The sequence below is a fragment of the Cupriavidus sp. 01L45 genome (assembly GCF_056399885.1).
Map to the genome: position 1 here is coordinate 1 of NZ_JBFTSG010000197.1, position 354 is coordinate 354.

1 pseudogene is annotated in these 354 nt (G+C 59.2%); it reads left to right on the plus strand.

The window, feature by feature from the left end:
* Nucleotides 1–354, plus strand: a pseudogene (locus tag AC1DT6_RS40695) (winged helix-turn-helix domain-containing protein); the annotation flags it as partial.

Consider the following 354-nt stretch of genomic DNA (forward strand, 5'->3'; position numbering starts at 1 on the left):
CGCTCAAACGGGTGCGTCTACTCATCGAGCAACGCTTCGGGGTGTCATACAACGAGGCCCATGTCTGGCGMATTCTGGATTCGCTCGGCTTCTCGCCCCAACGCCCMGACCGACGCGCTATCGAACGCGACGAGGACGCRGTGCTGGCGTGGAAGCAAAARACCTGGCCYGCGCTCAAAAAAARTGTACGCGGGAGCAACGGCTGATCGTCTTYATTGACGAGTCTGGRCTCTCGGAGCGACCCACGCGCGTGCGCACCTGGGCGCCGAAAGGTCAAACGCCAGTCATCCAGTTTCATTTCAACTGGAAACATGTCTCGGCCATCGCGGGCCTGAGTTATCACAACTGCCTGTT